The organism is Halostella sp. PRR32, from assembly GCF_034808085.1.
In the GTDB taxonomy this organism is placed as follows: Archaea; Halobacteriota; Halobacteria; order Halobacteriales; family Natronoarchaeaceae; genus Halostella; species Halostella pelagica.
This window is the reverse complement of the sequence record NZ_JAXHGL010000250.1, coordinates 1-244: the sequence shown is the minus strand read 5'-3', so window position 1 is coordinate 244 and position 244 is coordinate 1. Positions and strand designations below refer to the sequence as shown.

Below are 244 nucleotides of genomic sequence, written 5' to 3'. Positions count from 1 at the left end.
CGAGGAGCGCGAGCGAGACGAGGACGCCCCACGCCCACAGCAGCGGGCTGTACCGGACGACGCGCTGCCCGGCCGCGAGCGCGAGCGCCACCATGCCGACGCTCGCGACCAGCCAGTACGCGACGACGACGACCGCCGCCTCGAACCCGAGGACGTCGAGCGCCAGCCCCGGCGACGACGCCAGGAACTGCGTGCCACCCCACCCGACGGCCGCGAGCACCGCACCGACGACGAGGAACGCGTC

Annotated in this window: 1 protein-coding gene; it reads right to left on the bottom strand. The window is 75.4% G+C overall.

Annotation, left to right across the window (positions count from 1 at the left end):
• Positions 1–244, bottom strand: a 244-nt coding sequence (locus tag SM753_RS21045; RefSeq protein ID WP_323192985.1) for a hypothetical protein, incomplete at both ends; no start/stop codon positions are given.